Origin of the sequence: Aquaspirillum serpens DSM 68 (genome assembly GCF_000420525.1) — a bacterium.
GTDB classification, from domain to species: domain Bacteria; phylum Pseudomonadota; class Gammaproteobacteria; order Burkholderiales; family Aquaspirillaceae; genus Aquaspirillum; species Aquaspirillum serpens.
In genome coordinates, this window is sequence record NZ_ATVC01000007.1 from 31,790 (window position 1) to 56,450 (window position 24,661).

Here is a 24,661-nt window from a genome sequence, read left to right on the forward strand (position 1 = left end):
AGGCGGGGGGTCGCTATCGTAATCAAAACACGGGCGGATAGATAAGCCACTATTATGCTGAAAAACTTAACTTTTTGTGTAAGTTGATAAATAAAGCCCACTAAAAATAGCGATCATGCCGAAGAAATGATAAAAATGTAAAAATTCGTTAAGAAAAAGTGTGGCTAATCCAGCGACAAACAGCGGCATTAAGTGCACAAAGGCGGCGGCTTTCGCGGGGCCAATTTGACCGACGCCATAGTTGTAGAACAAATAGGCCAATACCGACGGGAACGTACCGACATAGGCAAAGGTGGCCCATGTTGCCAAACCTGCAACCGGGGTTCGCCCTGCGAGAAACTCATTGAGAAAAAATGGCAGCAACAACACACTACCCACCGCAGTCAGTGCGCCAAGTAACCCAAGACGGTCGATGCGAGTGTCTAAGCCACGCAACAATAAGGTATATAAGGCCCAAGAAATCATGGCATTAAATACAATCACATCGCCACGATTGAGGTCGAGTGCCAACAGCCGCGCCATTTCGCCATGCGAAATAATCACCAACACCCCAGCAAACGACAAGCCCATACCTATCCCCTGCCGTACGCTCATGCTTTGTTTAAACCACAGCGCACCAAAGAGCGCGGTCAGAATGGGAATAAAAGAATTTAATAGTGCGGCATTGGTGGCGGTGGTGTATTGCACACCGGTATAGAGCAACGAGTTATACCCCGCGATACCAAATACTGCCAATGCCAACACCCGCCACCGTTGCGCCCACAACAGATGGCGATCACGCCAAGAGAGTCGTAAGGCGAAGGGGGCCAACACACTACAAGCCAGTACCCAACGACCAAACGATAATGTCATCGGTGGAATAGCGCCTTGCATGGCGCGGGCGATCACCACATTGCCCGACCAAAACAGTGCCGTGAGGGTTAATAATAGGTAAGCGAGGGAGGCGGTTTGAGGTTTTTTCATGCAAATTTCCCAAAAAACCGCGCTCCCCCTTCACCCGCTCTCGTGTTAGGACGGGGAGGATTCTGCCGTAGCAGGTTTGAGCGCGGCGGTCGTCGTGGCAGCAACAGCGGCTTCTGCGTCTGTTGTGGCACTGGGTTGTTGATGGGCTTTTAACCATTCCAAATGTTCGGCGATGGCATAGCACAAATCGCGAGTGCCTTCGCTCGATAGGGCTGAAACGGTGAAATAACGTGGCCGCTGTGGATCGTATTCTGCAAAAGACTCCACTGGGCTGCGATCAAAACCATAGGCGGTTAAGAAAGCATCAATGCGTGCTTGCTGTTCTTCTTCTGGAATCATATCCAGTTTGTTCAGGACCAGCCAGCGAGGTTTTTGGTACAGCGTTTCATCATATTTACGCAATTCATTCACAATGGCGTGTGCTTCGGCCACCGGATCGACGTTTTCGTCAAAGGGTGCTAAATCGACGACGTGTAATAATAAACCGGTACGGGCCAGATGTTTTAAGAAACGATGTCCTAAACCGGCGCCTTCTGCCGCCCCTTCAATCAAGCCGGGAATATCCGCCACCACAAAACTGCGGTTTTCATCTAAGCGCACCACACCTAAATTAGGATGCAGGGTGGTGAAAGGATAATCCGCCACTTTGGGGCGCGCTGCTGAAATCGACCGAATCAAAGTCGATTTGCCAGCATTCGGCATCCCTAATAAACCAACATCCGCCAAGACTTTCAGTTCTAAGCGCAGCGAACGAATTTCGCCTGCTTCACCGTGGGTGAATTGGCGTGGGGCGCGGTTGACCGATGATTTAAAGTGGATATTACCCAAGCCACCCTTGCCGCCTTGCGCTAACACCACGCGTTCGCCGTGTTTGGCTAAGTCGGCCAGTTGTTGTCCGGTATCGGCATCAACAATCACCGTGCCGACTGGCATCCGCAGCTCAATATCATCACCGCCTTTGCCATAACAATCTGCGCCACGGCCATTTTCGCCATTTTTCGCGATGTATTTTTTAACAAAACGGTATTCAACCAGCGTGTTGATATTTTCATCAGCCACCGCGACGACACTACCTCCACGCCCACCGTCGCCGCCATCGGGGCCGCCTCGTGGGACAAATTTCTCACGGCGCATACTGGCCGAGCCGTTGCCACCCTTACCAGCCATGACTTCAATTCGTGCTTCGTCAATAAACTTCATGTTCATCCTCCGTATCGACTTCAGCCTCTGAAACCACCGCTCGATGCCAAGCGCCACGCCACCGTGAGTGCTGAAATCAGTAAAAACAAAAAAGCCCTATCGTGAGGATAGGGCTTGGAACAGCTGTCTGGAAGCTGAATTACGCAGCAGCTTCTTCGCCAGTGTAAGGGGTCACAAACACAGTTTTGCGTTTGCTAGCACCTTTGACTGCGAAAGAGACGTAACCGTCAACTTTTGCAAACAAGGTGTGGTCTTTACCCATACCGACGTTATCACCAGCGTGGAAACGAGTGCCACGTTGACGAATGATGATGGAACCAGCGGGGATCAACTCGCCGCCGTAAACTTTGGTACCCAGACGTTTTGCCTGTGAGTCGCGACCGTTACGTGAACTGCCGCCTGCCTTTTTATGTGCCATGTGTATACGCTCCTGAGATTACTTGGAAATCGCGTCGATGCGAATTTCGGTGTAGTTCTGGCGATGGCCTTGATGCTTTTGATAGTGCTTACGGCGACGCATTTTGAAAATGCGGATTTTTTCGCCGCGGCCGTGAGAAATCACGGTAGCTTGAATCGAGGCGCCTGCAACCAGTGGTGTGCCGACTACAACCTGTTCGCCGTCGGCAACCAACAACACCTCGTTCAAGGTGATTTGGCTGTCGATGTCTGCAGGTATCTGTTCTACTTTAAGTTTTTCGCCGATGGCAACTTTGTATTGTTTGCCACCAGTTTTTACGACCGCATACATGACTGGTACTCCATGAGAATAAAAAATCTCGCCACGTTGAGCGAGAAGAAAAGCATTGTACGCAAGTGCCTGAATTCGGTCAAATTTCTGCGCTAATAGTAGCAAACCATCCGCGTAAGAACACACCCTTGATGCGGCGAAATTCGGCCTATTGGCGGTTTTCTGCTATGATTGCGCCGTTTTTTGTTCATAGGATGCGGGCTGTGTCGGCACCGTTGTTTCGCTCTCTGATTGCTGAAGATATGCATGCGGTTGATCGCGTCATCCGCGCGCGCCTCTATTCAGATGTGGTTCTGATTCGTCAGGTCGCTGAATACATTATTGGTGCCGGTGGTAAACGCCTGCGACCAGCCTTGGTATTGCTGTCGGCGCAAGCCTGCGGTTTACAAGGCCCAGTCGCACACGAGCTGGCCGCCATGATCGAATTTATTCATACCGCGACTTTGTTGCATGATGATGTGGTTGACGAATCGGATTTACGCCGAGGTCGAGAAACCGCCAATGCGCTGTTTGGCAATGCTGCTAGCGTGCTTGTCGGCGATTTTCTCTACACTCGTGCTTTTCAAATGATGGTCAGCTGTCACGATATGCGTATCTTGGAAGTGATGGCTGAAGCCACTAACATCATTGCGGAAGGCGAGGTATTGCAGTTATTAAATATCGGCAACACCGATATTGATGAACAACAATATCTGCAAGTCATTCAATATAAAACGGCAAAACTGTTTGAAGCAGCAGGGCGTGTTGGTGCGTTGGCAGCGAAAGCTGATGAAGCCCATATCCAAGCGCTTGCCGATTACGGTATGTATTTAGGTACTGCATTCCAGATTATTGATGATGTGCTGGATTACTCGGGTGATGCTGGCACGATTGGTAAATCCCTCGGCGATGATTTGGCCGAAGGTAAACCGACCTTGCCGTTGATTTATGTGATGCGGCAAGGTGAAACGGCAGATGCTGAATTAGTGCGGGAGGCCTTGCAAAATGCCAGCCGTGACCACTTCGACGCCGTATTAGCAGCCGTGCACCGTTCGGGAGCCTTGGCCTATGCGCGGCAACAGGCTGAAGCAGTGGCAGCCAAAGCCATTGCAGCATTGGCAGTGATTCCAGATAGCCCCGTCAAAACCGCGATGCAAGAATTAGCTCAACTCGCAGTCAATCGAGACGCATAAAGCAAACCTATCTCCATTAAAAAAGCCGCCCTCAATCGGGGCGGCTTTCTTATTAGGCGTGGGCGTGTAGCTGTAACGCGGGTTGTCTACCTGCGGCAATCGTCAGCAAGCGGTCGATATTCGGGTGTTTGCCTGGGGATAAGATCGCATCGAGGGTATGTTCTGCGTACAGTTTTAACCCTGCTTTCGCTGCTTCGCGATCGATCACACCATAATGCCGATGTAAATAGGCATAGACTTTCCAAGAACCGGCTTGGCCTGCCTTGTTTTCTAAAGTGAAGCCGGCGCAATTCAGTTGGTGTGGTGCTTCTAATTTGCTTGGCAGCGGTTCTGTGGTCAGCAATGGCAAAATGTCGCTAAAGGGTTTCCCTTGCAAGGTGGCGCTATAGATCACCCCTTGCTCATTGCCTTGTCGTGATAAACGAACATTGCCTTCGACCAGATAGCTTTGGCTCATTTGTCGGAAAAGTGGCGTACCCGATACACGCAAACTCTCGAACAACACCATTTCGCGGGTAACCAGATAAATCCCTTCTTGCTCATAGCGGCGCAGCGCGGTTTGGTAGTCGTGTTCGCTACGCGATGCAATGCAATCGCTGACGATAAACACTGTTTTACCTAAGGCCTTCAATTCAAGCGCGGTCTGTAATACACAAACATGCGCTTCCATGCCACATAACACCACCTGTGGCCGTTCTAATAGGCTACTTGGCAAACAATCGGCCGCAACACAAGAAAAGTGCATTTTCTCCACCACCGGTGCATCCGGCGCACATTCGCGTATCGCAGCAACGGTATGCCCAATCCCTTTCGGGTATTGCTCAGAAAACACCACCGGCAAATTGGCATCCACCGCCGCTTTAATCAGTTTTCTGACTTGTGTAACGTGGTTCTGTGGGTCGTGAATCGCTGGCAGTAATTTTTCTTGAATATCAACCACAAGTAATGTGGCTTGATTGACGTCGATTAGCATGTAATGTCCTCATCAAAATAGAGCTCTGTACCGAGCCGATGGTAAAAGTTAGAATAACGGTTTGGCCGAAGTCCCTGTAGTTCAATGGATAGAACGAGGTCCTCCTAAGACCTAAATCTGGGTTCGATTCCCGGTGGGGACGTAGTTAACGACCGTCTTTTTTATCATACAAATAGCGGCGATCATCAAAAGTGATCACCCAATGCGGTTTGTACACCACAACAATCGCAATCAACAAACCAGTGGTAAACGCTTCTGACCACGATAATAAAAAGTAAAAGGCCAGTGCATCGCCAAACAAATAATCAATGGGATAGGCGCCGGCCAACGCCAAAGTAGAGACACCACTCAGGCCGGTGCAGAACATACTGATTCCACCGGCAAAAAAAGCATTAAAGAAAATATAAATAAAGTAGTTCGGAGGCAGATGTTTTTGTGCCAGTTGCAGGCCATAGCGGGTAATCAACACCGGCACTACCGCCATCACCAAAAAATTAGGGCCAAACGCCCACCAATCAGCCATGCCATAGGCGGTCACAGCTGCCAACACAATCGCCATCCCCAACAAGGCCATTGCTGGCCCTGCTAACAAGGTAAAGGCACTTGCTCCGAGTAAGTGATAGGCCAAACCAGGCTGAAACCCACCTTTCAGCGACCACAACAACATCAAAACAACACACGCTCCCATCCACGCATTCAAAGCACGGGCATCCAATTTACGCCATTGGATTGACCACGCAGCTTTGAACAACACCAAACACACCAGCAACAGCGCTAGATACTGTGTCGAAGCATCAAAAAAATGAGCAGGGAAATTCATAATGGGGCTCTCACAATGCTGCAAAGCATCTCAAACTATGGCATACAATCTATTTTTTGCTTCTGATCCAACAATATGACTGCTTCTCTTCCTGCTTTTCATCACATTGCCGCCCAAGTGGCTCAAGCACTGACAGAAGACATTGCCAGTGGCGACGTCACGGCTTCGCTGATTCCAGCCGATCGACAGGGACAAGCCCAAGTCATCGCCCGTGAATCCTTAGTGGTATGCGGCCAAGCATGGTTTAACGAATGCTTTCGCCAGCTCAACCCCGAATGCCAAATTGATTGGCAAGTTGCCGAGGGCTCGACACAAACCGCCAATACCGTCCTCTGTCACATCACCGGCCCAGCGCGCGCTTTGCTGTCCGCCGAACGCAGTGCACTGAATTTTTTACAAACCTTGTCCGCCACCGCCACCGAAACACGCCGCTATGTTGACGCGATTGCAGGGCTGCCATGCCAGATTATGGACACCCGTAAAACACTGCCAGGCCTACGTTTAGCACAAAAATATGCAGTGACAGTCGGCGGTGGAGTCAATCAGCGAGTGGGTTTGTACGATGGCGTCTTGATTAAGGAAAACCATATTTTAGCAGCAGGCAGCATCACTGCTGCATTAGCACAAGCCAAATGCGACATTCCGCCGCATATTCCAGTTCAAATTGAAGTGGAAAACCATGCTGAATTAGAAGAAGCCTTAACCGCCGGTGCTACGCTGATTTTGCTCGACAATATGGATTATTCACAACTGCGCCAAGCCGTTGCCCTCACCGCCGGTCGCGCTCAGCTCGAAGCGTCGGGTAATGTCAATTTAGAAACAGTGCGCGAGATTGCTGCGACTGGAGTTGACCGTATTTCCATCGGTGGCCTGACCAAGCATGTGCAAGCCATCGACCTCTCGATGCGTTTTACGTTCTAACAAAACAAACGCCCCGCTTAATGCGGGGCGTTGTCAGTCTTGCATCGATCACATGAATAAGACTTGATCGCCTAAGCGGGCACGAGCTTGCTCGAAGCTTTGCATGCTGCGACAGGCGGGGCAAATACGATGATTGCCGATGGTGTAAGAAAAATGCTCACCACAGGCCTCACAGCGTGCCACAGCAGGGGCAGGACGCAAACGGCGAGGTGAAGCTTGGCTAGCAGTAGGGGTCATATTTTCTGTCATGATTTTATCTCCTTGCACATGACGTGTCGTCGGGTGTTCGCAAACAGCGAACAGCGTCAGGGCACGATTGCGCCCGAAAGACACGGCGCTTAACCGAGTCTCGGCACTCTGTCGGGGGATGCCCCCAACAGGGAAGGATCGTCACTGGGTAGTTGACGTTAGGACCACGGGCCGGTTCGGTGGTGGTCTTTTGCATTGCAGCAAAATTAACGTCAATGTAAAGAAAAATACGGCTTAGCGCAATATGCCAAAGCAGCAATCAGCAAAAATTTTAGCGTAGCTGATTTAATACCTGATAAATCGGATGCAAAATTGCCTCGCCTAAGCGCAAACTACGTTGCCCATTCCAACCATAATCATCATCCGGCAAGTTGGCATTATCTTTAAACGGCATTTCTAAAGTGAATGCCAAGCAGTCAAATTGCTGTCCCACCCAATTCGTTGCCATCGTCAAATTACCCTGCCCTGGTGCATCAAGGGCATAACCTTGTTCAATTTGGAAATCAGGACTAGCTTGCATAAAGGCCTGCTTGAACAGTTGTTCTAAACTGGCTAAACGTGGGCTGTAGTTGGGATTACCTTCACAACCAGCGACAAAGACATAGGGCAAAGCTTCATCGCCGTGAATATCAAGAAATAAATCAACGCCGGTTTCTAACATTTTGTCGCGCACCAACAACACTTCTGGGCTGTTTGTCAGCGAAGGAGTTTGCCATTCACGATTCAAATTAGCACCCGCTGCGTTGGTGCGTAAATTACCCAACACCGCGCCATCTGGATTCATATTCGGTACGACATAGAAAGTCGCCCGATCGAGTAAGGCGCGTGATAGAGGGTCTTGCCAATCAAGCAGACGGCGTAACAACCCTTCAACAAACCATTCGGCCATCGTTTCGCCCGGATGTTGACGGGCAATCACCCAAATTTTGTAGTCCGAGCTGACTTCATGACCAATGGTCAGCAGGTTCATGTCTCGACCTTGTATCGTGCTACCCAAATCGTGCACCTGACACAAACCCGAACTTTGTACCTCGCCAATCAGATTAAGATGTTGTTCCCAAGAATAGGGTTCAAAATAAGCATAATAAATACTATTAGCAAGCGGAGTATGATCAATAATCAGTTGGCCAGATTCATAGCGTGTTGGCACCCGAAACCAGTTCACGCGGTCGTAGGAAGCCATGGCTTGGTAATCTTCCCAACCCGCCGGATAGGCGGCCTCGGCGGCGTTCAATAACCGCAGGGTGCAATTCTGGTAGGCAGCCCCTTGCACCCGAAAATAAAACCATTGCCGAATATCGGCGGCGCAGTCGGGCCGTAATTGGAGGCGAATGTCTTCGAATTCGTCGGCGGCAAGGACTTCAATACTACCGGCATCAAATGCACTGCTGATTTTGATCATACTGTCTGCGCAGAAAGCAGGGTTGGCGACTTTCTACGCGCTCCTTTCTCTAAAAAACCACAATCTGACGCTATCGTATCGGATACCACCATGGTTTGGCACTAAAACCACACCACAAAAACAAAAACCCGACCGAAGTCGGGTTAGCATGGCCTAACGAGAGGTCGGCTTATTTTTTGTTGCTGGCGTTTTTCACTGCATCAGCAGTAGCGGTGCTAGCAGCTTTAACACTGGTATCGGCAAATTCAGCCACTTGTTTGGCAGCTTTAGTCATGCTGTCCATTGCGGCGGCAGTTGCAGCAATCGAAGATTTCAGTGCATTAACCGCAGTATCGCTACCCGCTGGGGCATTTTGTGCGATTTGGTCTAACACAGTAACCACGTTTTTATTGAACTCGCTCAGGTTGTCTTCAGCCAATTTGGACAATTCGCCTTGGGTCTGAGACACCACATCATAGAAGTTGCGCGAAGCAGCCACTAATTGCTCAACCGAAGCCGCAGCCAATTGATTGACGCGTTTGATGGCTTCTTGATTGTCGGACACGGAAGAAAATTCTTGTGCCAATTTTGCTTGTTCTTCCAGCGTATGCTTGGTAGTTTCCAACTGCAGTTTAATCAGACGTTCCAAGCCATTGAGCGAAATTTCGCTAAAACGCAGCAGAGTTTGCAGGCCGTTAGCAGAAACTTTAGTGAACTGTTCGGGGGTGTTAAACATGACTTCTCCTTTAGCTGAGCGGAAACCGTGACGGTATTTGTTTGATCTTTGCGATCTATTCTGTTGAGATGCACCTTACCAAGCACTACGCTGCTAATTCAGTAACCCCGATACAGTGGGGTTGGCGGGGGGAGGGAAACCAGAGGAAATTCTCTACGATGACCCATTCCTAAGCAGTAGAGCGATTTATTCATCGCCCTAATTTTAAGCTAGGACGACATACGACAACACACAAGTACAATCGCGACACACATTGGCAGGACGCATAAACTCATCATGAACACTGCCAAGTTGGGCTGCATTCATAGAGGCCCATTGTAGGCAGGCTAACAGGGCAGCGTCAAACAAAATTATTGCACCGCACAGAAATTAGCCTTGTTTTCAAAGTTTTTTCAGTAAGATGACAGCTGCGATGCACAAACCTTTTTATGCTAAAGTCGCAGCTCGATCCAGTAGTACGAATATAAAGACTCCGGAGGAAAATATTATGAACAATGAAAAACGTGTGATTAAGAAATATCCCAACCGCCGCTTGTACGATACGGCCACCAGTTCTTACATCACCCTAAGTGATGTCAAACAGTTAGTGTTAGAGCAAGTCGAAATTCAAGTTATTGATGCTAAAACACAAGATGACATTACCCGCAGTGTATTGCTACAAATTATTCTGGAAGAGGAAACCGGCGGTGTACCGATGTTCTCTTACGATGTGTTAACCCGCATTATTCGTTTTTATGGCAATGCAATGCAGGGCTTGATGGGCGGATATTTAGAAAAAAATCTCGAGTTGTTCGCACAAATGCAACAAAAACTGCAAGATCAAACACGTTCGGTCTATGGGGACAATAACGTCTTCACCAGCCCGAATTTGTGGGGTGAATTTATGAAGTTCCAAGGGCCTGCCATGCAAAATATGATGACAAGCTATCTTGAGCAAAGTACCAATATGTTTGTTGAAATGCAAAATCAGATGCAAGAAAGAGCAAAAAATCTTTTTAGCGGTTTTGGCTTTCCTGCCAATTATAATCAGCCAAATGCTGAAAACCCAATAAATGACGAGAAAGATCCGAATAAACGTAAACCTTAATCAGGATTACCACACCTGACATTGAAAATTTCTTTTGCGCATCGTCATGCAAAGCAGTTTTTGTTGTCATGAGTGTTTTGAATCTCGATATAATGGCCGTCCGCTTTTACAGTTTTTTGTCCACGAGCCTTTAGCCTAATGAAACTTGTGCTTAACAAGACAGTCGAGCAGGTCATCTCACCCTCTATTCTGTCCTGTCCCCCCACCACGACCCTGAGTGAAGCAGGGAAAATGATGCGTGATGCCATGTGTGGCTCGATCATCGTCATGGACGAGGGGCGCGCAATAGGTATCTGGACCGAAGCGGACGCGCTAGATCTTGATTTTGCCGATCCTCATACCTTCGAGCGTCCCATTTCTGAAGTGATGAGCAGCCCCGTCAAAACGCTGGCCGTTGGCACACCGTTTTCTGAGGCGGTCATCCGGTTTAAACAGGAACGCATCCGACACTATCTGGTGGTCAATGCCGAAGGCAGCTATTGCGGGATTTTGTCGCAAACTGATGTCGTGTTAAATCAGGGTGCGGAATTCTTCCTCAAACTCAAAAGCCTCGATTCAATTCCCTTTGTCTCACCCGAGCCGATCAGCGAACGCTGTAGCTTTGCTGATGCTGTTGCCAAAATGCGAGCAGCGCATCTCGAAGCCATCGTAGTGTTTTTCGATGATGGTGCTTATGGCATTTTGACCCAGCGCGATGTGTTGTGGCACCTCAACCAACGCACCACCATCACCCGCGTGGGTGACATTGCGTCACGGCCCATGATTACCGCCCGTGCCAGCTCTAGCTTGTATTACGCGCGCAAATTATTGGCAGAAAAACATATTCGCCACCTCGGGGTGACTGATGAGCATGGCGGTTTAATTGGGGTTGTCAGTTTCTCGGATATTCTGACCTCGATTGAGCATGAATACGTCAACGAGCTGCAATATGCGCTTAAAGAACGTGATGAAGCCCTCAATTTGTCGCGCCAAAACCTGCGCTTAGCAGACAAGGTATTTGATTCAACCTTAGAAGGCATTGTGATTACCGATGCCAACGGGATTATCGAAACCGTCAATCCTGCCTTTACCCGCATCACCGGTTGGCGCAAAGAAGAAGTGTTAGGAAAAAGCCCTCGCATTCTCAATTCAGGCTTACAACCGCCAGAATTCTACCAACACATGTGGGCCAGCTTATACAAGCATGGCGTGTGGGAAGGGGAGGTCACCAACCGCCGCAAAGACGGTAAGCTATACAGCGAACATTTAACCATCACCGGTATTCGTGACAACAGCGGCAACTTCACCCATTTTGCCGGTATCTTCACCGATATTACGCAGCGGAAATTGGCTGAAGAACGGCTACATTTCCTTGCTAACCACGATGCGCTGACCGGTCTTCCTAACCGCACCTTGTTTATGGAGAGGATGAATCAAGGACTGGCCGCCGCTTCACGCCACCAGCGCCTGTTGGCGTTGATGTTCTTCGATCTCGACCGCTTCAAATTTGTCAACGATACCCTTGGCCATGCGGCAGGCGATCAGCTATTGAAAACCGTCGCCACTCGCCTAACCAGTTTGCTGCGCGACAGTGATACCGTAGCCCGTTTGGGGGGCGATGAATTTACGGTGATTTTGGAAGATATTCGCGACATTCAATCCATCGCCCAAGTTGCCAAAAAAATCATTGATAGTCTGGCTGGCATGATGCGAATTGGTGAACACGATGTCTATGTGACAGCCAGTGTTGGCATCAGTGTCTATCCCGAAGATGGTCAAGATGTGCAAACGCTGTTGATGAATGCCGATACCGCGATGTATCGCGCCAAGGAACAAGGTAAAAACACGTTCCGTTTCTTTACTGCTGACATGAATACGGCAACCTTGGAACGGATGCGGCTAGAAACCAGTTTGCACCAAGCCATCAATAACAATGAAATGCAGGTGTATTACCAACCCAAATATGAGCTGCGAACGGGCCGGATGAATGGCCTTGAAGCACTCCTGCGCTGGCAACATCCAGAATTGGGTTTTGTTTCGCCGGGGGAATTTATCCCAATCGCGGAAGAATCGTCGCTGATTGTATTGCTTGGCCGTTGGGTATTAGACCGCGCGTGTGCCGATGCGCGCCGCTGGTTAGACGAAGGCTGTCTCCCCGGCCCAGTGGCGGTCAATCTCTCGCATCGCCAATTAAAGATGTCAGATGATATTGTGACCAATGTGCGCGATGCGTTGGAACAACACAACTTACCTGCACACTGCCTCGAATTAGAAATCACCGAATCGGCAGCGATGGAAAACGCCCAAGCCACTGCCCGCACCTTGTCGCGGCTGAAAGAATTGGGTGTCAGATTGGCAATTGATGATTTTGGGACAGGCTACTCTTCATTGGCCTATCTGAAACAACTGCCGATTGGAATTCTCAAGATCGACCGCTCTTTTGTGATGGATTTGCATCAAGATCGTGACGATGCGGCGATTACCTCAGCCATTATCTCTCTTGCTAAAAGTCTTGAACTGCAAGTGGTGGCCGAAGGCATTGAAAACGTCGAACAACTTAATTTCTTACGCGATAAAAACTGCGAAAGCGGCCAAGGGTATTTCTTTAGCCGTCCGTTACCCGTTGAAGAAATTGACGAGCTATTACACGAGCAATTTCTGCTACATATCGCACTCTAATCCCCCGCCGCCTAGGCGGCGGGTGTGTCTTGCTTACGCCAACAAGAACTGCTGAATTTCTTCGCTTAATTCTGCAATTGCATTCACACCATCCAAATGTCCGCCGCTGCCTTGCAAGGTCAGCCAATAGACAGTTTTTCCCTGTGTTCGCAGCCAATTCGCTGCCGCCAAAGCACGCTCTGGATATAACAACAAATCACTCTCGGCAGCGATAAACAGCAAGGGTGCGGTAATCGTACGCGCATCGCCTTGTTGCAGATCTTCTAGCAAGTCATAGCGTTGATTTGCCCGGACTAAATACAAGATGGCATTGGGATCGGACAATGCTGCCGTCTCCGCCGCACGCTTTTGCAAACTATGGAGAATCGAAAACTCACCTTGGTCGTTTTTGCGACGGCCAAAGATGGGGTTGAGATAATCAGGGTGCAGTGCGTCGAGCACAATTTGACGAATACACGCTTGTAACCCCTGCTCAGGTCGGGTTTGACCGTAGTATTGCCCTTGCTGCCAATTAGGATCCAGACGAATCGGTGTTGCCCATTGTTCAGTTCGCTCGATTAAATAGGCATCTGACGATAAGCCAGCCGGAATCACCGCAATCACCTTACCGACTTCATCAGGATAAGCCGCCGCCCACGTCAAGGCCTGCATCGAACCCATTGATGGCCCTGCCACCGCGTACAGCGACTCAATCCCGAAATGACGCAAGACTTGACGTTGTGCATTCACAAAATCACGCATCGTGATTTCGGGAAAATCCATCGCAAACGGTAAGCCGGTGGCAGGGTTGATCGCCGCAGGGCCGGTAGCAATGGCGTTGAGGTTCTGGTTGACCAGTGTATCGCAACAAATCACAAAAAATTGATTGGTATCAAACGCTTTATCAGGGCCAATCAAACTATCCCACCACCCCGGCAAAGGATCGTCTGGTTGATAGCGACCCGCCGCATGGCTGTTACCAGAAAAGTAGTGGCACACTAAAATAGCATTGCTACGCATTTCATTCAGTGTGCCATAGCATTCATACCCTAAATCAAAATCTGGTAACGCCACACCATCCACTGTCACAAAATCACGAATACGCAGACGCTGTTTTTCTACCAAGGGCAAACTGGACATCACGACGCCACCTCAAAGCGATAAAATCAGCATCATGCCGCGTTCAGTGTCATTTGACCAGCGTACCCCTATCTTGCCCATCGACCCCCAATGCCCGTAACAATCCCCGTGCCTTATGGCGGGTTTCTTGTAATTCACGTTCGGGATCGGAGTCCGCCACAATGCCAGCGCCAGCGCGGAAACGCAGCTGATCGCCTTCCATCATAAAGGTGCGAATTAGGATATTGCTGTCTAAGCGCCCATCGTGATTGAGATAGCCCAAACTGCCGGTATAAGCACCGCGAGCCGTGGTTTCTAACTCACGAATAATCTGCATACAACGCACTTTAGGACAACCGGTAATGGTGCCACCGGGGAATAAAGCACGGAACAGTTGCAAGACATTGATGTTGGCTTGTAAGCGCCCACGGATGTTCGATTCGATATGATGCACAAAGGGATAACTGGCGACAGTCATCAACTCATCGACTTCGACCGTCCCCGGCACACAAATCCGGCCTAAATCGTTACGCTCTAAATCAATCAACATCACATGCTCTGCACGCTCTTTCAGGCTACCAATCATATTGGCTTTCAAAGCCGCATCCTGTTCCGGATCACTCGACCGAGGATGGGTTCCTGCAATCGGGCGCGTATCGGCCCAGCCTTGACGTACCCGTACCAATCGTTCAGGTGAAGAACTGACAATTGCCTGATGTGGATTAAATTGCCATAACGCCGAGAAGGGCGCAGGGTTGGCATGTCGTAAGGCGGCAAAAACATCTATTGCTTGCTGTGATGGGGCTAATGTCGCTTGCCACTGTCGCGAGAGATTGACTTGGAAGACATCCCCTTCGCGGATATAACGCTGTACCTTCACCACACCTTCAACAAACGCTTCGGGAGGGTCTTCGCTCAATGCCGTCATGGTGAGGGCAGGCGCCTGCCAAGTCGGTACCGAAGACACCATCTGCAGCAGTTGTTGCAATTCAGCTTCTGTTTCAGCGACAGCATAGGCTTGTTGCTGTTCACGATCGACCAAAATTGCCGCTGGAATCCGCGCTAAGGCTGCCAAAGGAAAAGCATCGGCATAGGGTGCTGGTACCGTTGGTTCGAACTGATGTAACACCTCATACGCCAAATAAAACACCCAGCCACCGGTAAAAGGCAAAGGTGTGTTCAGCGGAGAGGTATTTGCCACCACCGGCAAGGCGGCTAAAGCTGCGAGCAATTCACTGCCCTCATGTTGCTGAAACAAGCGGGTGTGGCGTGGCAAAGCAAACAAAATATCCCACCCCTGATGAGCCACCGATTGCAGCAAAGTCGGGAATACCGCAGGAGAATGAGCATGCAGGGCGTGCAAATCAGGAGTGACAGCGAAAGTATGAGTAAACATGCAGAGCCAAGAAAAAATAAAACCGCCGTGAGCGTATCACGGCGGCCAGAGTGGGCAAACTATTCACCCGAATTGCAGCGTCTTTTAGACTTTCTTGAACACCAACGTCCCGTTAGTGCCACCAAAGCCGAAGGAATTGGAGATCGCTACATTCATCTTCATGTCGCGGGCTTGATTCGGCACATAGTCCAAATCACATTCACCAGCGATATCTTGTTCGAACAAGTTAATGGTCGGCGGCGCGATTTGGTGATACAGCGCCAAGATCGAATACACCGCTTCGACACCACCAGCACCGCCCAAGAGGTGCCCTGTCATCGACTTAGTCGATGAGATCGCCAGTCGACTTGCATGGTCGCCAAACGCAATTTTTAGCGCGCGGGTTTCGTTGGCATCGCCCAATGGTGTCGAGGTGCCGTGAGCGTTGACATAATCAACCTCATCAGGCGCCATCCCTGCATCTTTCAGGGCATTCAAGACACCCCGAGCAGGGCCTTCGGCATTGGGTGCGGTGATGTGGTGAGCATCCGAGCTCATCCCAAAACCGACTAATTCAGCGTAAATTTTGGCGCCGCGTTTCACTGCATGTTCGTATTCTTCCAATACGACCACACCCGCACCTTCACCCATCACAAAACCATCACGGCCAGTCTCCCAAGGACGAGACGCGGTTGCCGGATCATCGTTACGTGTGGAGAGCGCTTTCATGGCAGCAAAACCGCCAATCCCAAGGCGGGTAATCGCCCCTTCTGCTCCACCAGCCACCATCACATCGGCATCGCCATACTGAATCAATCTTGCCGCATCACCGATACAGTGTGCACCAGTGGTACATGCGGATACGATGCCATAGCTTGGCCCTTGAAAGCCTTTGATGATCGAAACATGACCCGCAATCAAATTAACCAACGAACCTGGGATAAAGAAAGGCCCAATTTTACGCGGTCCCCCTTCATATAACGCCACCCCAGTTTCTTCGATCAATGGTAACCCACCGATACCCGAGCCGATATTGACCCCAACTCGTGTTTTATCCAAATTGGGCAGGTCTTCTAACCCAGCATCGGCAACCGCTTGAAACGCTGCCGCAATCCCATAATGAATAAACACATCCATCCGGCGGGCTTCTTTTGGTGAAATGTAATCACCAATGTTAAAGCCTTTTACCTCACCAGCAATTTGACAAGCAAGGTCGCTGGCATCAAAGCGCGTGATACGGGTAATGCCAGATTGGCCAGCCACGATATTGGCCCAGCCAGTCGCGATGTCGTTGCCAACTGGGCTAACTTGCCCAAGACCAGTAATCACAACTCTGCGTCGTGCCAAGGGAAACTCCTTTATTGACATCTATCCCACTGATGTAAGGGGAACTTTGACCGCGTGTCTTAAATCTGGTTAAACCAGCCAAGCTTACGCCGTTGTTTGACATCATCTGTCACCCACAAGCCCGAAAATCTTACCGCACTTGCCACAGGCACATTGAAACGGGCAGTGGGAGGCTGTTGACAGCTAAAACGATTGTTTGAGTTGGCCAGACAGCAAAAAACCTCTGCCGTTGTTGAATGTGTGCAAACAGCACACCGGCAGAGGTTGATATTCCGGCAAGCGGAATTACTGCTGGTTCTGGTGCTTGTTGATGTAGTCCACAGCTTGTTGCACTGTGGTGATTTTCTCTGCTTCTTCGTCTGGAATCTCACAACCGAATTCTTCTTCCAGTGCCATCACCAGTTCCACCGTGTCGAGAGAGTCGGCACCCAGATCATCGACGAAAGAAGAGTCGATTTTGACTTCTGCTTCGTTGACGCCCAGTTGTTCTGCGACGATCTTTTTAACACGTTGTTCGATGTTTTCCATTTGGAGTAAACCTTTCCCTTTTTATGGCGGGCTGCAAAAAACCGCGCCATTCTAACAAAAAATCCAGAAAAAAAATGCTTATCCGCACAATTGCTTGTGCAACAAGCGCTGGCAACACTGCACAGCGACTATACCATTAACATACCACCATTGACATGCAAGGTCGTACCCGTGATATAACCCGCGCGAGAAGAGGCCAGAAACGCGACCGCATCGGCAATATCTTGTGCTTCACCTAAGCGACCCAGCGCAATTTGGCCTTCGAGTGCTGTTCGCTGCGCTTCTGGTAGCGCAGCAGTCATATCGGTGGCAATAAAGCCCGGTGCAACGCAATTCACGGTGATATTGCGGCTACCGACTTCACGTGCCAAGGATTTCGAGAAACCGATAATAGCGGCCTTAGCTGCAGCATAATTACACTGCCCAGCATTCCCCATCACCCCAACGACAGAGGCGATGTTGATGATACGGCCCCAACGCGCTTTCATCATGCCGCGCAATACGCCTTTCGAGAGACGATACACCGATTTAAGATTGGTCTCCATAATGGCATCCCAATCATCGTCTTTCATCCGCATTAGCAGCTGATCGCGGGTGATACCGGCATTATTCACCAAGATCGCCACTGCACCATATTTTTCTTCGACAGCAGCCAAGAGTGTATCCACCCCTTCAGCACCGCTTTCGGTACGGAAGACCATGCCTACGCCACCGCTGGCCGCCAAACGCTCGCTGATCGCAGCAGCGCCGGCTTCAGACGTAGCCGTCCCAATCACCACAGCGCCCTCTGCCGCTAAGCTATCAGCAATGGCGGCACCAATACCGCGCGAAGCACCGGTGACCAGTGCGATTTTTCCTTGCATCGACATCTTGATTACTCCGCTAATGCGGCCATCGCCGCTTCAATCGCTGCTGCATCGGTCAAAGCCAAAGTATTGACCGCTTTATCAATGCGTTTGCCCAAACCAGCCAAAACCTTACCCGGCCCACATTCAACATGCTGCGTCACCCCTTGGGCGACTAAGTAAGCAATGGTTTCTGTCCAACGCACCGGTTGATACAGTTGACGCGCCAAAGTGTCACGAATGGCAGCGGCTTCGGTGTACGAGGCCACATCGGCATTGTGAATCACTGGAATCGTTGGGGCATGGAGAGGCGTCTCAGCCAATGCCAATGCTAACTTTTCTGCTGCAGGTTGCATCAGCGCACAATGCGAAGGCACTGAAACCGGCAAAGCTAAAGCACGTTTTGCGCCACGTGCTTTACACGCCTCAATCGCGCGATCCACGGCGGTCTTTTGTCCGGCAATCACCACTTGTCCCTGCGCATTTAAATTCACCGCAGACACCACCTCGCCCTGTGCAGCTTCGGCACATGCAGCCATAATATCCGCATCTTCCAAGCCCAAAATAGCAGCCATCGCACCGGCGCCTTCGGGCACAGCGCTTTGCATCGCCTCAGCGCGTAAACGCACCAATTTGACCGCATCAGCAAAAGCCAAACTCTCCGCCGCTACCAAGGCACTATATTCACCCAAACTGTGTCCAGCCAACCATTGCGGTTTTGCACCGCCGGCGGCCAACCATGCACGATAAATGGCCACCCCTGCCGTTAACATCAAAGGTTGGGTGTTCACGGTTCGGTTAATCGCATCAGGCGTTTCTGCCTGTAACATCGCCCACAAATCCTCGCCCAGCACAGCAGAGGCTTCTTCAAAAGTGGTTTTGACCAACGGGAAGGCGCTAAAACCATCCATCATTTTCAGGCTTTGTGAACCCTGACCCGGAAACAGAAACGCAAATGCCATCTTTCTTCCTTTGTATGAGGCGAACAATCAATAACGCAGCAGCACCGAGCCCCACGCAAACCCACCGCCAATGCCTTCTAACATCACTAACTGGCCACGTTGAATCCGGCCATCGCGCACTGCGGCATCCAAAGCCAGAGGAATCGAGGCAGCAGAGGTGTTGGCTTGCTGTGGCAGAGTAACCACCACTTTTTCCATCGGCAAATGTAAATGACGCGCTGTGGCTTCAATAATGCGTAGGTTAGCCTGATGCGGCACCAACCAATCGAGCTCAGATTGTGCAAAACCAGCTTGTTCTAAGGTGCGAGCCGCTAATTCTGATAAGGCTTTGACAGCAAATTTGAATACCGCTTGACCATCCATATACAGATAAGGGCTACCGACAATCTGTCCATGCTGCATGCTGGCTGGCACATTCAGAATCGACCCAAAGCGACCATCCGTGTGAATGTGACAGCCGAGAATCCCTGTCTCATCATCCGCCACCAACACCGCCGCCCCTGCGCCATCGCCAAACAACACACAGGTACGACGATCATTCCAATCGAGAATGCGCGAGAAAGTCTCGGCCCCAATCACCAATACACGATGCGCTTGTCCACTACGGATAAAGGCATTCGCAGTCGAGAGTGCATAGACAAACCCAGCACACACCGCCGCCACATCAAAAGCGGCAGCTTGCGGTGTCATCCCTAATTTTTGATGCACAATACTTGCCGTACTGGGGAATTGCATATCCCCTGAAGCCGTTGCAACAATCAACAAATCAATGTCAGTGGCAGCAAGATTGGCAGCGGCTAAGGCGCGTTGAGCAGCAATCACGGCTAAATCACTGGTTTTCTGATCATCCGCAACAATGTGGCGAGCCTGAATCCCAGTACGACTGACAATCCATTCTTCGTCACTGCCAATACGGGGGGCAAGTTCGGCATTGGTCAGCACACGCTCAGGGAGATAGCTGCCAGTTCCAACAATACGTGCATAGGTCATGGGCTGATTTCAGTTTGGAGAAGGTCTGCGGATGCCGCACAGTGTTGTAACTGTTGTGCGACCTGTTCAGTAATATGTTGACTTACATTGGCACGCACTTCATCGAACGCTTGTTGCAATGCACACTGAAAGCCAAACGAATCGGTACCGCCGTGGCTTTTCACCACGATACCGCGTAAGCCAAGCAAACTTGCGCCATTATAACGGCGCGGGTCAACCCGTTTTTTAAAATGGCGCAATACCGGCAAGGCCGCCAGCGCACATAAACGAGCCCACCAAGTACGGGTGAATTCTTCGCGTAAGAAGGTTGCCACCATGTGGGCCAAACCCTCTGAGGTTTTCAATGCAACGTTACCGGTAAAGCCATCGCACACCACCACATCAACGGTGCCGGCGTAGATATCATTCCCTTCGACATTACCGTAGAAATTCAATGCCGATTGCCGGAGTAACTCCGCCGCTTGTTTGACAATATCATTGCCTTTAATGTCTTCAGAACCGATGTTCAACAAGCCGACGGTTGGCGCAGCTTTATTGTGCAAGCCACCAATCAGAGATGCCCCCATGATGGCAAACTGTAGTAGCTGCGCGGGTGAGCTATCGACATTAGCACCCAAATCGAGTATACAGGTCTCGCCTTTGAGCGTTGGCATCAATTTGGCAATCGCTGGCCGATCAATTCCGGGTAAGGTTTTTAAAACAAAGCGCGCCGTTGCCATCAAAGCGCCGGTATTACCCGCCGACACACAAGCTTGAGCACGACCTTCTTTGACCAAGTTAATGGCCACCCGCATCGAAGAATCTTTTTTATTTTTTAAAGCAATTTGCGGCAATTCATCCATCTCAACCACCTGACTCGCGGCATGAATGGTCAGCCGAGGGTGATCGCGAAGATGGGCCTTTTGTAGTTGGGCAGAGATAGCCTCTTCTTGTCCAACTAAAATCAGATGGACGTCGGAATGCTGTTCGAGAAAGGCCAGTGCCGCTGGCACGGTGACGGCAACGCCAACGTCGCCGCCCATTGCATCAATGGCAACGGTTAGGGTCATTTGAGTAAGACGCGGGAAAAGTCAAGCCGTGCGAAAGGCACGGCTTGACTGGGTTGATTCGGCCTGAAACTCAGTCCATGCCGCCGGAGCAAAAGCTTATTCGCCTTTTGCTTTCACGACTTTGCGGCCACGGTAGAAACCGTTAGGGCTGATGTGGTGGCGCAGGTGAACTTCACCGGTGGAAGCTTCGACTGCCAAAGCAGGGGCGGTCAGAAAGTCGTGGGCACGATGCATACCGCGCTTGGACGGGGATTTTTTGTTCTGTTGAACAGCCATGATGACTCCTTGAAACGGATAGGGTTTTACTCGGGCTGGCGTTTCAGGCTGGCCAGCACGGCAAAGGGGTTGGGGCGTTCGGCACGGCTGCGCTCCAGTGCCGCATTGCCACAGTTTTCGTGGCGCGGCGCTATCGGCAGGGCCAACAGCACTTCGTCTTCAATCAACGCCTCTATATTGAGTTCTTCTGTTGCAACAATCGCATCTAAACTCTCGTCCATTTCACAGGCCGACTCGAGGCGAGCCTCAGAGGTAAAGAGTGTGATACGGCTGTCAACATCAAGCGAGAACGGCATGGTTTCGAGACAACGTTGGCAACGCAAGGTCAGTACGGTTTGAATTTGCAAGCGCAAAAAAGGACGCGACAAGGTATCGATATCACCTTGTAGCGACCACACCAGCTCACCATCAGTAGCGGCCAGTTCCTCGACCACTCGTGCCAGCTTAGCCAATGCTATGCGGCCACTGCGGCTTTGCCGATCTCGGGCAAATGAGAGGCTGTCGATCAAAATCGGGGTTGACATAAACCGCGCATGATATAATCCAGCGCTTTACCTTGTCAAAGAAAACGCATACTTATGTCCACCACACCCCGTTTAATCTTGGCTTCGACCTCTCCCTTTCGCCACGCTTTGTTAGCTCGTTTTGGACTGGATTTTGCCGCTATTGCACCGGACTGTGATGAGACACCACTGGCCGGTGAAACTGCCGCCGCCACAGCACAACGCCTCGCCCGCGACAAAGCCAAATCACTGGCTCATGCTTATCGACAAGCCTTGATTATTGGTTCGGATCAGGTGGCGCTGTTAGAGGGGCAACAACTGGGCAAACCCGGAACGCACGAAAAAGCTGTTGCCATGCTTCAAGCCATGCGTGGCCAGACAGTGGCCTTTCATACCGCGCTCTGTCTTTTCAATAGCGCAACCGGACACAGCCAAGAGATGGTGGATATTACGCGTGTGGTGATGCGTGACTACAGCGACGCACAAATCGCCGCCTACCTTGCCCGCGAGCCGGATGCGCTGCGCTGTGCTGGAGCAGCAAAAAGCGAGGGTTTGGGCGGTGCGTTGATCGAGCGCATTGAATCGACCGACCCGAACGCCTTAATTGGGTTGCCTGTCTTTGCTTTGATTGGCTTTTTGGCAGCCGAAGGGCTTGAGGTATTGTAATGGCCACGCTATTTCTGATTCCAACACCACTGGGTGAGATGCCAATGCCCGATTGGCTCGCACCCGCGCAGTTACAGCGGGTACAACATTTACAGCATTTTGTGGTCGAAACAGCCAAAGTAGCGCGCCGCCATCTGAAAACGCTGGGTTTGCACACCCCATTGCAGCAATTATGGTTACAAGAGCTGAATGAACATACGCCAGATCATGCCGTTGCTGCGTTATTAGCGCCGCTACAAGCTGGGCACGATGTGGGATTGATTTCTGATGCGGGTTGCCCCGGCATTGCCGACCCGGGGGCGAAATTAGCAAAGCGTGCGCACCAAGCCGGTTTTACCGTCTGCCCACTAGCGGGGCCCTCGTCGATTGTTTTGGCTTTAATGGCATCGGGTTCGGATGGGCAGCGTTTTAGTTTTCATGGTTATTTACCAGCGGATACCGCCACACGACAGCAAACGTTGAAACAGTTGGAGCAGCGTTCACGCAAAGAAAAGGCGGCACAGTTATTTATTGAAACGCCCTACCGCAATATGGCGATGATCGACAGCTTGTTACAAACGCTGGCCCCTGACACACGTTTAACGGTGGCCTGTGATCTGACTCTCGCCAGCGAGACGATCATCAGCCAACCCGTGGCAAAATGGCCACGCAATCAGGTTGACTTTCACAAGCGACCTGCTTTATTTATTGTAGACTCAACCCAATAAGCATAAACGCTATTTTCCCTAACCTCTGATGAAAGAATTTCAACATGGCCTCTGTCAATAAAGTGATTTTGGTAGGCAATCTGGGACGTGACCCAGAAGTTCGGTATATGGCCAGCGGTGAAGCGGTGTGCAATTTCAGTATTGCCACAACGGATACATGGAAAGATAAAAACGGCCAAAAACAAGAGCGTACCGAGTGGCACAATATTGTGATGTATCGCCGTTTGGCTGAGATTGCTGGTGAGTATTTGAAAAAAGGCCGTCCGGTGTATATCGAAGGCCGTTTGCAAACCCGTAAGTGGCAAGATAAAAACGGCCAAGATCGTTACACCACAGAGATTATTGCTGACCAAATGCAGATGTTAGGGGGGCGTGACAGTGGTGGAATGGGCGGTGGCTATGATGCTGTGCCACCGATGATGGAAGATAACGGTTATCACGCGATGCGTGACGATACGCCCCCCGCCCGCCCCAGCGCACCCCCACCCGCCCCACGCCGTCAAGCCCCCGCGCCAATCAGCAATCAGCCGGCGAATTTTGACGATATGGACGATGATATTCCGTTTTAAATCTCAATTTATTTAAACGGATTTTTATTGAGTGGACGCGCTACGATTATCTCAACCCGAATACTGGTGTGGGGTCAATAAGCGTAGCGCATCCACCAACCAAAAGGAATACACCGGCGTAGGGCGAATAAGCACAGCGCATCCACCAACACCTGCCCAACTTCAAACATGAGCAACTATCGACGAGCCCAAAGCCCGGGCGGAAAATATTTTTTCACCGTCGTGACAAAAAACAGAAAACCATGGTTTAACAACGAAAATCATATTGATTGTTTACGGCAGGCTTTCAGGCAAACATTGCTTGAAAAACCTTTTATCATTGAAGCCATTGTAATTTTACCGGATCACCTGCACTGCATTTGGCAATTACCGCAGGGTGATAGCGATTTTTCATCTCGTTGGCGAGAAATAAAGAAACGCGTATCACGAGATTTAGATAGACAGACCAATCACAGAAATGAACGCCAAGTATGGCAACGCCGATTTTGGGAACACCAAATTCGTGATGAAATAGATTGGCAAAATCATTTAGATTACATTCATTTTAATCCAGTTAAACATGGCCTAGTACAGCAAGTTAAAGATTGGCCGTGGTCATCATTTCATAAATTTTTCGCTAAAGGCTGGTATCCGAACGATTGGGGTTACCCGTTACCGGATATAGTAAAGCAGATGGAGTTTGAGTGAGTAATTTGGTGGATAAACATAGCGCATCCACTCCGCCTTCTGCTGCCGTGTTGCACCTTTGGTGATCTGAATGTTTACGTACGGCATGGAATTGCCGAAAAAAAAGATTGCGAAACAAATAACGTAGGGGGGATAAGCGTAGCGCATCCAC

The 24,661-nt window shown here is 50.3% G+C and carries 27 protein-coding genes and 1 tRNA gene; 9 read left to right on the forward strand and 19 right to left on the reverse strand.

Features of this window, described 5'->3' with window-relative positions; all coding sequences use genetic code 11:
• Window positions 1-66 precede the first annotated feature (66 nt).
• From G465_RS0102820 to rplU, 4 genes are all read right to left on the reverse strand, one after another.
• Complete coding sequence (locus G465_RS0102820) at window positions 67-963, reverse strand: DMT family transporter (RefSeq protein ID WP_022652969.1); 897 nt, start codon at window positions 961-963, stop codon at window positions 67-69.
• A gap of 45 nt (window positions 964-1,008) precedes the next feature.
• Window positions 1,009-2,163, reverse strand: a complete 1,155-nt coding sequence (gene obgE, locus G465_RS0102825) for a GTPase ObgE (RefSeq protein ID WP_022652970.1) — start codon at window positions 2,161-2,163, stop codon at window positions 1,009-1,011.
• Between the two features lie 139 nt (window positions 2,164-2,302).
• Window positions 2,303-2,581 (reverse strand): 50S ribosomal protein L27, encoded by a 279-nt coding sequence (gene rpmA / locus G465_RS0102830; RefSeq protein ID WP_022652971.1) that lies wholly within the window; start codon window positions 2,579-2,581, stop codon window positions 2,303-2,305.
• Window positions 2,582-2,599: 18 nt separating this feature from the next.
• Window positions 2,600-2,911, reverse strand: a complete 312-nt coding sequence (gene rplU / locus G465_RS0102835) for a 50S ribosomal protein L21 (RefSeq protein WP_022652972.1) — start codon at window positions 2,909-2,911, stop codon at window positions 2,600-2,602.
• Between the two features lie 194 nt (window positions 2,912-3,105).
• Between rplU and ispB the strand changes: the two genes are divergently transcribed.
• Window positions 3,106-4,083: an octaprenyl diphosphate synthase gene (ispB, locus tag G465_RS0102840; RefSeq protein WP_245556739.1), complete on the forward strand. Its 978-nt coding sequence runs from the start codon at window positions 3,106-3,108 to the stop codon at window positions 4,081-4,083.
• Window positions 4,084-4,135: 52 nt separating this feature from the next.
• On the opposite strand, the gene G465_RS16130 is transcribed toward ispB, so the two are convergent.
• Window positions 4,136-5,056, reverse strand: coding sequence for an isochorismatase family protein (locus tag G465_RS16130; protein ID WP_022652974.1), 921 nt, complete (start codon window positions 5,054-5,056; stop codon window positions 4,136-4,138).
• Between the two features lie 70 nt (window positions 5,057-5,126).
• Between G465_RS16130 and G465_RS0102850 the strand changes: the two genes are divergently transcribed.
• Window positions 5,127-5,198: transfer RNA gene (locus tag G465_RS0102850), tRNA-Arg, on the forward strand.
• Between the two features lie 3 nt (window positions 5,199-5,201).
• Here the strand turns inward: G465_RS0102850 and G465_RS0102855 are convergent.
• Window positions 5,202-5,876, reverse strand: coding sequence for an energy-coupling factor ABC transporter permease (locus tag G465_RS0102855; RefSeq protein WP_022652975.1), 675 nt, complete (start codon window positions 5,874-5,876; stop codon window positions 5,202-5,204).
• Window positions 5,877-5,951: 75 nt separating this feature from the next.
• Here G465_RS0102855 and nadC point away from each other — a divergent pair, with 75 nt between their 5' ends.
• The gene (gene nadC, locus G465_RS0102860) at window positions 5,952-6,797 is read left to right on the forward strand and encodes a carboxylating nicotinate-nucleotide diphosphorylase (RefSeq protein ID WP_022652976.1); all 846 of its coding nucleotides are present in this window, start codon (window positions 5,952-5,954) and stop codon (window positions 6,795-6,797) included.
• A 48-nt stretch (window positions 6,798-6,845) separates the two neighbouring features.
• On the opposite strand, the gene G465_RS0102865 is transcribed toward nadC, so the two are convergent.
• The 3 genes from G465_RS0102865 to G465_RS0102875 form a co-directional block, all read right to left on the reverse strand.
• The gene (locus G465_RS0102865) at window positions 6,846-7,046 is read right to left on the reverse strand and encodes a hypothetical protein (RefSeq protein ID WP_022652977.1); all 201 of its coding nucleotides are present in this window, start codon (window positions 7,044-7,046) and stop codon (window positions 6,846-6,848) included.
• A 271-nt stretch (window positions 7,047-7,317) separates the two neighbouring features.
• On the reverse strand, window positions 7,318-8,448 hold the full coding sequence (locus G465_RS0102870; protein ID WP_022652978.1) for a M14 family metallopeptidase: 1,131 nt from the start codon (window positions 8,446-8,448) through the stop codon (window positions 7,318-7,320).
• A 169-nt stretch (window positions 8,449-8,617) separates the two neighbouring features.
• Window positions 8,618-9,163: a phasin family protein gene (locus tag G465_RS0102875; RefSeq protein ID WP_022652979.1), complete on the reverse strand. Its 546-nt coding sequence runs from the start codon at window positions 9,161-9,163 to the stop codon at window positions 8,618-8,620.
• A 487-nt stretch (window positions 9,164-9,650) separates the two neighbouring features.
• On the opposite strand from G465_RS0102875, the gene phaR reads away from it, so the two are divergent.
• A complete protein-coding gene (phaR, locus tag G465_RS13205) occupies window positions 9,651-10,250 on the forward strand; it encodes a polyhydroxyalkanoate synthesis repressor PhaR (protein WP_022652980.1) in 600 nt (199 codons plus the stop codon).
• Between the two features lie 138 nt (window positions 10,251-10,388).
• A complete protein-coding gene (locus tag G465_RS0102885) occupies window positions 10,389-12,908 on the forward strand; it encodes an EAL domain-containing protein (protein WP_027405112.1) in 2,520 nt (839 codons plus the stop codon).
• Window positions 12,909-12,941: 33 nt separating this feature from the next.
• On the opposite strand, the gene G465_RS13210 is transcribed toward G465_RS0102885, so the two are convergent.
• From G465_RS13210 to G465_RS0102935, 10 genes are all read right to left on the reverse strand, one after another.
• On the reverse strand, window positions 12,942-14,027 hold the full coding sequence (locus G465_RS13210) for an alpha/beta fold hydrolase (protein ID WP_022652982.1): 1,086 nt from the start codon (window positions 14,025-14,027) through the stop codon (window positions 12,942-12,944).
• Between the two features lie 49 nt (window positions 14,028-14,076).
• Window positions 14,077-15,402, reverse strand: coding sequence for an aminodeoxychorismate synthase component I (locus G465_RS0102895; protein WP_022652983.1), 1,326 nt, complete (start codon window positions 15,400-15,402; stop codon window positions 14,077-14,079).
• Window positions 15,403-15,486: 84 nt separating this feature from the next.
• Window positions 15,487-16,728, reverse strand: coding sequence for a beta-ketoacyl-ACP synthase II (gene fabF / locus G465_RS0102900; protein WP_022652984.1), 1,242 nt, complete (start codon window positions 16,726-16,728; stop codon window positions 15,487-15,489).
• A gap of 285 nt (window positions 16,729-17,013) precedes the next feature.
• Window positions 17,014-17,256 carry an acyl carrier protein gene (gene acpP, locus G465_RS0102905; protein ID WP_022652985.1) on the reverse strand — a complete coding sequence of 81 codons (243 nt, stop codon included), beginning with the start codon at window positions 17,254-17,256 and terminating at the stop codon, window positions 17,014-17,016.
• A gap of 128 nt (window positions 17,257-17,384) precedes the next feature.
• Complete coding sequence (gene fabG / locus G465_RS0102910; protein WP_022652986.1) at window positions 17,385-18,125, reverse strand: 3-oxoacyl-ACP reductase FabG; 741 nt, start codon at window positions 18,123-18,125, stop codon at window positions 17,385-17,387.
• Window positions 18,126-18,130: 5 nt separating this feature from the next.
• Window positions 18,131-19,063: an ACP S-malonyltransferase gene (gene fabD / locus G465_RS0102915; protein ID WP_022652987.1), complete on the reverse strand. Its 933-nt coding sequence runs from the start codon at window positions 19,061-19,063 to the stop codon at window positions 18,131-18,133.
• Window positions 19,064-19,090: 27 nt separating this feature from the next.
• Window positions 19,091-20,053 carry a beta-ketoacyl-ACP synthase III gene (locus G465_RS0102920; RefSeq protein WP_022652988.1) on the reverse strand — a complete coding sequence of 321 codons (963 nt, stop codon included), beginning with the start codon at window positions 20,051-20,053 and terminating at the stop codon, window positions 19,091-19,093.
• Window positions 20,050-21,102: a phosphate acyltransferase PlsX gene (plsX, locus tag G465_RS13215; protein WP_052165365.1), complete on the reverse strand. Its 1,053-nt coding sequence runs from the start codon at window positions 21,100-21,102 to the stop codon at window positions 20,050-20,052. Before plsX ends, G465_RS0102920 begins: the two co-directional genes overlap by 4 nt.
• Window positions 21,103-21,198: 96 nt before the next feature.
• The gene (rpmF, locus tag G465_RS0102930) at window positions 21,199-21,378 is read right to left on the reverse strand and encodes a 50S ribosomal protein L32 (protein ID WP_022652990.1); all 180 of its coding nucleotides are present in this window, start codon (window positions 21,376-21,378) and stop codon (window positions 21,199-21,201) included.
• Between the two features lie 26 nt (window positions 21,379-21,404).
• Window positions 21,405-21,902: a YceD family protein gene (locus tag G465_RS0102935; RefSeq protein WP_022652991.1), complete on the reverse strand. Its 498-nt coding sequence runs from the start codon at window positions 21,900-21,902 to the stop codon at window positions 21,405-21,407.
• 54 nt (window positions 21,903-21,956) lie between these two features.
• Between G465_RS0102935 and G465_RS0102940 the strand changes: the two genes are divergently transcribed.
• The 4 genes from G465_RS0102940 (at window position 21,957) to G465_RS0102955 (ending at window position 24,510) form a co-directional block, all read left to right on the forward strand.
• On the forward strand, window positions 21,957-22,547 hold the full coding sequence (locus tag G465_RS0102940) for a Maf family protein (protein ID WP_022652992.1): 591 nt from the start codon (window positions 21,957-21,959) through the stop codon (window positions 22,545-22,547).
• On the forward strand, window positions 22,547-23,254 hold the full coding sequence (locus tag G465_RS0102945; RefSeq protein ID WP_022652993.1) for an SAM-dependent methyltransferase: 708 nt from the start codon (window positions 22,547-22,549) through the stop codon (window positions 23,252-23,254). Before G465_RS0102940 ends, G465_RS0102945 begins: the two co-directional genes overlap by 1 nt.
• A 44-nt stretch (window positions 23,255-23,298) precedes the next feature.
• Window positions 23,299-23,823, forward strand: a complete 525-nt coding sequence (gene ssb / locus G465_RS0102950; protein ID WP_022652994.1) for a single-stranded DNA-binding protein — start codon at window positions 23,299-23,301, stop codon at window positions 23,821-23,823.
• A gap of 168 nt (window positions 23,824-23,991) precedes the next feature.
• On the forward strand, window positions 23,992-24,510 hold the full coding sequence (locus G465_RS0102955; protein WP_022652995.1) for an REP-associated tyrosine transposase: 519 nt from the start codon (window positions 23,992-23,994) through the stop codon (window positions 24,508-24,510).
• The last annotated feature ends 151 nt before the right edge of the window (window positions 24,511-24,661 follow it).

Excerpts from the sequence above, each read along its gene's own strand:
- G465_RS0102820 (WP_022652969.1), bottom strand. The coding sequence starts at position 963 with ATGAAAAAACCTCAAACCGCCTCCCTCGCTTACCTATTATTAACCCTC.
- obgE (WP_022652970.1), bottom strand. The coding sequence starts at position 2,163 with ATGAAGTTTATTGACGAAGCACGAATTGAAGTCATGGCTGGTAAGGGT.
- rpmA (WP_022652971.1), bottom strand. The coding sequence starts at position 2,581 with ATGGCACATAAAAAGGCAGGCGGCAGTTCACGTAACGGTCGCGACTCA.
- rplU (WP_022652972.1), bottom strand. The coding sequence starts at position 2,911 with ATGTATGCGGTCGTAAAAACTGGTGGCAAACAATACAAAGTTGCCATC.
- ispB (WP_245556739.1), top strand. The coding sequence starts at position 3,106 with ATGCGGGCTGTGTCGGCACCGTTGTTTCGCTCTCTGATTGCTGAAGAT.
- G465_RS16130 (WP_022652974.1), bottom strand. The coding sequence starts at position 5,056 with ATGCTAATCGACGTCAATCAAGCCACATTACTTGTGGTTGATATTCAA.
- G465_RS0102855 (WP_022652975.1), bottom strand. The coding sequence starts at position 5,876 with ATGAATTTCCCTGCTCATTTTTTTGATGCTTCGACACAGTATCTAGCG.
- nadC (WP_022652976.1), top strand. The coding sequence starts at position 5,952 with ATGACTGCTTCTCTTCCTGCTTTTCATCACATTGCCGCCCAAGTGGCT.
- G465_RS0102865 (WP_022652977.1), bottom strand. The coding sequence starts at position 7,046 with ATGACAGAAAATATGACCCCTACTGCTAGCCAAGCTTCACCTCGCCGT.
- G465_RS0102870 (WP_022652978.1), bottom strand. The coding sequence starts at position 8,448 with ATGATCAAAATCAGCAGTGCATTTGATGCCGGTAGTATTGAAGTCCTT.
- G465_RS0102875 (WP_022652979.1), bottom strand. The coding sequence starts at position 9,163 with ATGTTTAACACCCCCGAACAGTTCACTAAAGTTTCTGCTAACGGCCTG.
- phaR (WP_022652980.1), top strand. The coding sequence starts at position 9,651 with ATGAACAATGAAAAACGTGTGATTAAGAAATATCCCAACCGCCGCTTG.
- G465_RS0102885 (WP_027405112.1), top strand. The coding sequence starts at position 10,389 with ATGAAACTTGTGCTTAACAAGACAGTCGAGCAGGTCATCTCACCCTCT.
- G465_RS13210 (WP_022652982.1), bottom strand. The coding sequence starts at position 14,027 with ATGTCCAGTTTGCCCTTGGTAGAAAAACAGCGTCTGCGTATTCGTGAT.
- G465_RS0102895 (WP_022652983.1), bottom strand. The coding sequence starts at position 15,402 with ATGTTTACTCATACTTTCGCTGTCACTCCTGATTTGCACGCCCTGCAT.
- acpP (WP_022652985.1), bottom strand. The coding sequence starts at position 17,256 with ATGGAAAACATCGAACAACGTGTTAAAAAGATCGTCGCAGAACAACTG.
- fabG (WP_022652986.1), bottom strand. The coding sequence starts at position 18,125 with ATGTCGATGCAAGGAAAAATCGCACTGGTCACCGGTGCTTCGCGCGGT.
- fabD (WP_022652987.1), bottom strand. The coding sequence starts at position 19,063 with ATGGCATTTGCGTTTCTGTTTCCGGGTCAGGGTTCACAAAGCCTGAAA.
- G465_RS0102920 (WP_022652988.1), bottom strand. The coding sequence starts at position 20,053 with ATGACCTATGCACGTATTGTTGGAACTGGCAGCTATCTCCCTGAGCGT.
- plsX (WP_052165365.1), bottom strand. The coding sequence starts at position 21,102 with ATGACCCTAACCGTTGCCATTGATGCAATGGGCGGCGACGTTGGCGTT.
- rpmF (WP_022652990.1), bottom strand. The coding sequence starts at position 21,378 with ATGGCTGTTCAACAGAACAAAAAATCCCCGTCCAAGCGCGGTATGCAT.
- G465_RS0102935 (WP_022652991.1), bottom strand. The coding sequence starts at position 21,902 with ATGTCAACCCCGATTTTGATCGACAGCCTCTCATTTGCCCGAGATCGG.
- G465_RS0102940 (WP_022652992.1), top strand. The coding sequence starts at position 21,957 with ATGTCCACCACACCCCGTTTAATCTTGGCTTCGACCTCTCCCTTTCGC.
- G465_RS0102945 (WP_022652993.1), top strand. The coding sequence starts at position 22,547 with ATGGCCACGCTATTTCTGATTCCAACACCACTGGGTGAGATGCCAATG.
- ssb (WP_022652994.1), top strand. The coding sequence starts at position 23,299 with ATGGCCTCTGTCAATAAAGTGATTTTGGTAGGCAATCTGGGACGTGAC.
- G465_RS0102955 (WP_022652995.1), top strand. The coding sequence starts at position 23,992 with ATGAGCAACTATCGACGAGCCCAAAGCCCGGGCGGAAAATATTTTTTC.